The organism is Microbacterium sp. UBA3394, from assembly GCF_002358725.1.
Lineage (GTDB): Bacteria > Actinomycetota > Actinomycetes > Actinomycetales > Microbacteriaceae > Microbacterium > Microbacterium luteum.
Genome location: NZ_DEPK01000200.1, coordinates 1 through 6,142 on the forward strand (window position 1 = coordinate 1; position 6,142 = coordinate 6,142).

Below are 6,142 nucleotides of genomic sequence, written 5' to 3' on the forward strand. Positions count from 1 at the left end.
CCGATCCCGAGCCCCGGCACGTCGTCGACGCCGCCGCGGTCCATCAGCTCGAAGACCGCCTCGCGACGCTCGGCGGGAACCCCGGGACCGTTGTCGTCGACGGTGAGCCGCCACCCGCCCGTGAGCCGATGCGAGCGGATGACCACCCGCGGCGTGATCCCGGTCGCGGCGGTGAACTTCACCGCGTTGGCGATGAGGTTCTGCAGGAGCGCCCGGAGCAGCGTCGGGTCGCCGTGCAGTGATGCGTCGACGTGCGCCTCGATTTCGGCGCCCGTCTCGGCGAGGGCCGTGTCGAGGTCGTCCCCCACCGAGGCGATGAGGTCGCCCAGATCGACCGGCTCGCGGCGCGGTCGGGAACCGCCCAGGCGAGCGTAGGCGTACAGGTCGCCGATCATCGCTCCCATGCGCTCGGCAGCGGACTCCGCGCGCGAGAGGGCGCGCGCGGCCTGCGGGGCTCCGGCGAGTTCGGGACTGTCGGCGGCGAGCTCGATGAAGCCGGCGAGCGCCATCAGCGGGTTGCGCAGATCGTGGCTGATCTGACCGGCGAATCGCTCGAGCTGTTCGTTGGACTGACCGAGTTCGTGCGTGAGTCGACGAAGCTCGAGCACATCCACCACCTGGTGGGCGAGAAGGGCCAGCGCCCGACTGTCCTCCGGCGCGAGCTCTCCCACCTCCTCGTCGAAAACGCACAGGGTGCCAATCGGAATCCCCTGCGGGGTGATGAGCGGGCTCGAGGCGTAGAAGCGCACGTCGGCGATTTCGCCGGTGACGAAGGGATTGTCGCGGAAGCGATCGTCTTCGCGAGCGTCGGGGACCACGACATGACCGGGATGCTGGAACACCACCGCGCACATGGAGTCCTCTCGCGCGCACACGGCGGGGGTGAACCCGACGGCCGCGATCTGATGCTGGAAGCGGTCGTCGATGATGTTGATGACAGCCGTCGAGACACCGCACACGGTCGCGGCGAGCTGCACGAGCCCCTCGAGATCGGGCTCGGGCGGTGCACCGACCACGCCGTAGGACGCGATCATCTCGCGTCGCGTCACATCCTGCACCGTCGACATCGCGCTCCCCAGTCTCGCGTCAGTTCTGTTGAGAAGATAGCCGACCGACTCAGACCAGGAAGACCCCGTCGAGCAGGCCCGGATTGTGCGCGTGCACGAGCACGCCGAACACCACCGCGTCGAAGAGCAGGTGCACGGTGACCACGTAGGCGAGCGACCGTGTCTTGACGAAGATGAATCCCTGCAGCAGCGCGAACGGGATCGTCAGTACGGGGCCCCATGCCTGATAGCCGAGCTCCCACAGGAACGACACGAACACGATCGTCTGAAGCATGTTCGCCTGCCAGAACGGGAAGTGACGCAGCAGCAGCGCGAAGCACGTGCAGATGAAGAACAGCTCGTCCCAGATGCCGACCGCGCCGACGCCGACGAACAGACGGGCGATGAGGTCGGGGGTGTCGACGACCGGCCAGTTGAGATAGACACCGGAGGTGATGAAGTAGAAGGGCAGGATGAGCCAGCCCAGCGCGAGCACCAGCACGAGCCAGGACCACTGGAACCACGTCCACCGGCCGCCGCCGCGCCAGGGGAAGCGGATCGCGCGGTCGCGGTAGACGAAGCGCGACACGAGGTACGGCACGAGCACCGCGCCGCCGAGCGCGACGGTGAAACGCAGCATGCCGGCGTTGTCGAGTTCGGCCTTCAGCGGGATGGCGCTGACGATCAGCAGTCCGAGGGCGATGAGCGAGAGGTCGCGCACCAGCGACGGGATGCGGCGATCCGGCTCCGTGAGGCGGGCGGTCTTGCGGGTGAGCATCCAGCCCGACGCGAGCCCGGCGGCCAGGAGCGCCCAGCCGAGCCAGGGCAGCAGGAGAACGAAGAACGCCGGGGCCGCCAGGCACACCAGCAGTGCGGGGACCAGATGCCACGTGGAGGTCGGGTGGTCCTGCACGATCGCGGACCGGGCGACGTTCGGCATGGCCGTCTCAGCCGCCGATGCCGTCGCGACGGTAGGCGAGATCGCGGATCTCACGACCCACGCGCGTGCCCTTGCGCTCGAAGGCGGTGAGCACGCGACCGTTGAAGCGCTCCGCCCACTCCCCCGGGAAGTCGCGGACGAAACCGGGCGCCGCATCCATCACCTCGCGCATCTGCCGCGCGTAGTCCTCCCAGTCGGTCGCCAGCCGCACCACCCCGCCCGGACGCAGCGCCGCTGCCAGCACCGGCGGGAACTCCGGTGCGAGCAGGCGCCGCTTGGTGTGTCGCTTCTTGTGCCACGGGTCGGGGAAGAAGATCCAGATCTCATCGACCGAGCCGGCGGGAAGCAGGTGCTGCAGAACCTCGGGGGCGTTCGCCTCGACGAGACGCAGGTTGCCGATGCCGGCACGGTCGGCGTCGAGCATGGTGCGGGCCAGGCCCGCGCGGAACACCTCCACGGCGAGGAAGTCGGTGTCGGGGTCGGATGCGGCGGCGTGGACGATCGCGTGACCCTGACCCGAACCGATCTCGACCACGAGCCGTGCCGAACGGCCGAACGTGGCGCCGGGGTCGATCGCCGAACCGGGCAGGATGCTCGTCGCCGCGACGTCGCGCGCGACGGGGATCACGAAACGCGGGGAGAGGTCACGCCACGCGCGCTCCTGCGCCTCGGACATGCGGCCGCTGCGCCGCACGAACGACACCGGACGTTCGCGGAAGCCGCGGGAGGGTTCCGTCATCCCCTCAGCCTACGAGGCGCGATCGGCGGTGACGAAGTCGATGAGCTCCTCGACGCGGCCGAGCAGCGACGGCTCGAGGTCGCGGTAGGTGTGCACGCGGCCGAGGATCCGCTGCCACGCCCGGGCGAGATCGGCCTGATCACGCGCCGGCCAGCCGAACGCGCGGCAGATCCCCACCTTGTAGTCGACGCCGCGCGGGATCCGGGGCCACTGCTGGATGCCCATCGCCTTCGGCGTGACGCACTCCCAGACATCGACGTAGGGATGCCCGACGATCAGCACGTTCGCGCCGTGCGGGCCGCGTGAGACCGCCTCGGCGATACGGGACTCCTTCGACCCGGGAACGAGATGGTCCACCAGCACGCCGTAGCGGCGACCGTCCGACGGCGGCTCCTCGTCGAGGACGTCGGCCAGCACATCCACCCCCTGCAGGTACTCGACCACGACGCCCTCGGCTCGAAGATCGTCGCCCCACACCTTCTCGACCAGTTCGGCGTCGTGTCGCCCCTCGACGAGGATCCGGCTCGCGCGCGCCACCCGGGCGCGCTGCTCGGCGGCTGCGAAGGATCCGGACGCGGTGCGGGCGCGAGATCGCTCGGGAGACGGCGCCGGAACCGTGAGCACCACGTCGACGCCGTCGACGAGGAATCCCGCCCCGAGTGGGAACAGCCGACGTCGGCCGTGCCGGTCCTCGAGTTCGACGAGACCCCGCGCGACGTCGGTCACCGCGCCGCAGAAGCCGTCGCCGGCGACTTCGACGACGACGCCGAGCTCGGCCGCGACCTGCGCGATCTTCGGCGCTGTGCGCGCCCGCCAGCCGTCAGCGAGCACATCCGACCCGTACCGATCGTCGATGGCGTCCCCGTTCATCGGTCCTCCTCACCAGCGCGTCAGAATACCGTCGCGATGCGCGCCCGCCGGTCAGCGGCACGCTCGGCGCGGCCGACGGCTCCCACGATCTACCGCCGCATGTCGCCGCCTGCATAGACTCGGTCCGGGACTGGCCGAGAGGGGAAGCCGGATGCGTGCTCGATCAGCGTGGGCGCTCGCGCTCGCCGCCGCCCTCGCTCTGGGCGGCACCGCCTCGGTCGCGTCGGCCACCGACCCCGTCGAGCTCGGTTCGGGATACATCGTCGACGCCGTCGACGTGCTCTCCGACGACGAGGAAGCCGCCCTGTTCGACCGCCTGAGCGAGCTGTACGACACGACCGGCGTGGACCTGTACGCCGTCTTCGTCGACGAGTTCACCAATCCCGCCGACGCGCAGTCCTGGGCGGACGAGGTCGCTTCCGGCAACGGCCTGGGACCACAGCAGTACCTGCTGGCCGTCGCGGTCGACGGCCGGCAGTACTACATCTCCGCCGACACCACCGGCCCCCTCACCGACGAACAGGTCGCGGCCATCGAGGAGTCCATCGTTCCCGACCTCCGCGACGGCGACTACGCCGGCGCGGTCGTCACCGCCGCCGACGGCATGCAGGAGGAGCTGGACTCCGGCATATCGCCCTGGGTCATCGTGCTCCTGGTCGCCACAGCGGTGTCGATCGTGGTGCTCATCTGGCTCGTGGTGCGGAACCGTCGTGCGAACAGCGCCGCCGGGCGCCCGAAGGCTCCCCCGCTGGTGCCCCTCGCCGACCTCGAACGCGAGGCGTCGTCGGCCCTCGTGCAGACCGACGACGCCCTGAAGACGAGCGAACAGGAGCTCGGGTTCGCGCGCGCCCAGTTCGGCGACAAGGCGACGACGGAATTCGTCGAGGCGCTCTCGACCGCCCGGCGCCTGCTCGAGAAGGCCTTCACCCTCCGGCAGCGTCTCGACGACGAGACGCCGGATTCCGACGAGCAGAAGCGCGCGTGGAACCAGCAGATCATCCAGCTGTGCGCGCAGGCCGACGCCGGCCTCGACGACAAGGCCGAGGCCTTCGACGAACTGCGGCGCCTGGAGCAGGATGCGCCGGAGGCGCTCGCCCGAGCGCGCGATGCGCATCGGCGCGCCGCCGACGCCCTCGAGGAGGCCGACGCACGGCTGACATCGCTCACGGCCTCCTACGCCCCCGACGCCCTCGCGACGATCGCAGACAACCCCGCACAGGCCCGCGAGCGGCTGAGCTTCGCCGACGAGCAGCTCACCGCCGCCGACGCCGCCATCGCCGACGGCGAGCGCGGTGACGCCGCGGTGTCGATCCGCGCGGCCGAAGACGCCGTCGGGCAGGCCGAGCTGCTCGAACAGGCGGTGCACAAGCTCACCGCCGATTTCGCCGAGGCCGAGCGCGGCGCATCCCACCTGATCGCCGACCTCGAGAACGACATCGCCACCGCGAGCGCGCTGCCGGATCCCGACGGCCGCATCGCCGCGGTGATCGCCGCCACGCGCGGCGAGATCGACCGAGGCAGAGGCATGCTCACCGGCACCGACAGGCGCCCGCTGATGACGCTGCACGCGCTCGAGGCCGCGAACACGCAGATCGACGACACCGTGCGGGCCGTTCGCGACGAGCAGGAGCGGGCGCGACGAGCCGCACAGCTGCTCGATCAGCAGATCCTGCAGGCGCAGGCGCAGATGTCCGCCGCCGAGGATTTCATCACGGCGCGGCGCGGAGCGGTCGGTGCGCAGGCGCGCACCCGGGTCGCCGAGGCCGGCGCATCCCTCGTTCGCGCGCAGCAGCTGCGGGCGAGTGATCCGGCGCAGGCGCTCACCCACGCGCAGCGGGCGGATCAGCTGGCCGCCCAGGCGATTCGCTCCGCGCAGGCCGACGTCGGATCGTTCTCCGGCTCGATGCAGAGCACACGTTCGGGTGGCGGTGACATGATGGGCGCCGTGCTCGGCGGTATCGTCATCAACTCGCTCCTCGGCGGTGGCTCAGGCGGTCGCCGCGGCGGCGGCTTCGGCTTCCCGCGCGGCGGCTCCTCACGCGGGGGTTCCTCACGCGGTGGCTTCCGCCCCGCCAGCTTCGGCGGTGGAGGCACGCGCGGTCGACGGGGCGGAGGCCGCTTCTGATCCGACCCCGACGCCGCCCCTCGACTCCCGTCCCCTCCGCATCCCGACCAGAACCATCGACAGGAAGGAACCTCGTGATGGCAAAGCAGTCCATCTTCGGCCGCATCTCCACCCTCATCAAGGCGAACGTCAACGCCCTGATCGACTCGGCCGAAGACCCGCAGAAGATGCTCGACCAGCTCGTGCGCGACTACACGAACAGCATCGCCGACGCCGAGTCGGCCATCGCCGAGACCATCGGCAACCTGCGCCTGCTCGAGNNCTCGCTCCTCGGCGGTGGCTCAGGTGGTCGCCGCAGCGGCGGCGGGTTCGGCTTCCCGCGCGGCAGCGGCTCACGCGGGCGCTCCTCACGCGGCGGCTTCCGTCCCGCCAGCTTCGGTGGCGGAGGCACGCGCGGCCGACGGGGCGGAGGCCGCTTCTGA

5 protein-coding genes and 1 pseudogene are annotated in these 6,142 nt (G+C 70.8%); 2 read left to right on the plus strand and 4 right to left on the minus strand.

What is annotated here, in order from left to right; translation table 11 throughout:
• From B4E30_RS12295 to B4E30_RS12310, 4 genes are all read right to left on the minus strand, one after another.
• On the minus strand, positions 1-1,067 hold a 1,067-nt coding region (locus B4E30_RS12295; RefSeq protein WP_286795436.1), incomplete at its 3' end, for a sensor histidine kinase.
• A 49-nt stretch (positions 1,068-1,116) separates the two neighbouring features.
• Entirely contained in the window at positions 1,117-1,986 is an 870-nt protein-coding gene (locus B4E30_RS12300; protein ID WP_286795437.1) for a CPBP family intramembrane glutamic endopeptidase, read from the minus strand.
• Positions 1,987-1,993: 7 nt separating this feature from the next.
• Complete coding sequence (gene trmB, locus B4E30_RS12305) at positions 1,994-2,725, minus strand: tRNA (guanosine(46)-N7)-methyltransferase TrmB (RefSeq protein ID WP_286795438.1); 732 nt, start codon at positions 2,723-2,725, stop codon at positions 1,994-1,996.
• A 9-nt stretch (positions 2,726-2,734) separates the two neighbouring features.
• Positions 2,735-3,595 (minus strand): DUF3097 domain-containing protein, encoded by an 861-nt coding sequence (locus tag B4E30_RS12310; protein WP_286795439.1) that lies wholly within the window; start codon positions 3,593-3,595, stop codon positions 2,735-2,737.
• Between the two features lie 151 nt (positions 3,596-3,746).
• Between B4E30_RS12310 and B4E30_RS12315 the strand changes: the two genes are divergently transcribed.
• The gene (locus tag B4E30_RS12315) at positions 3,747-5,720 is read left to right on the plus strand and encodes a TPM domain-containing protein (protein ID WP_286795440.1); all 1,974 of its coding nucleotides are present in this window, start codon (positions 3,747-3,749) and stop codon (positions 5,718-5,720) included.
• 77 nt (positions 5,721-5,797) lie between these two features.
• Positions 5,798-5,980, plus strand: a pseudogene (locus B4E30_RS12320) (PspA/IM30 family protein); the annotation flags it as partial.
• Positions 5,981-6,142 lie beyond the last annotated feature (162 nt).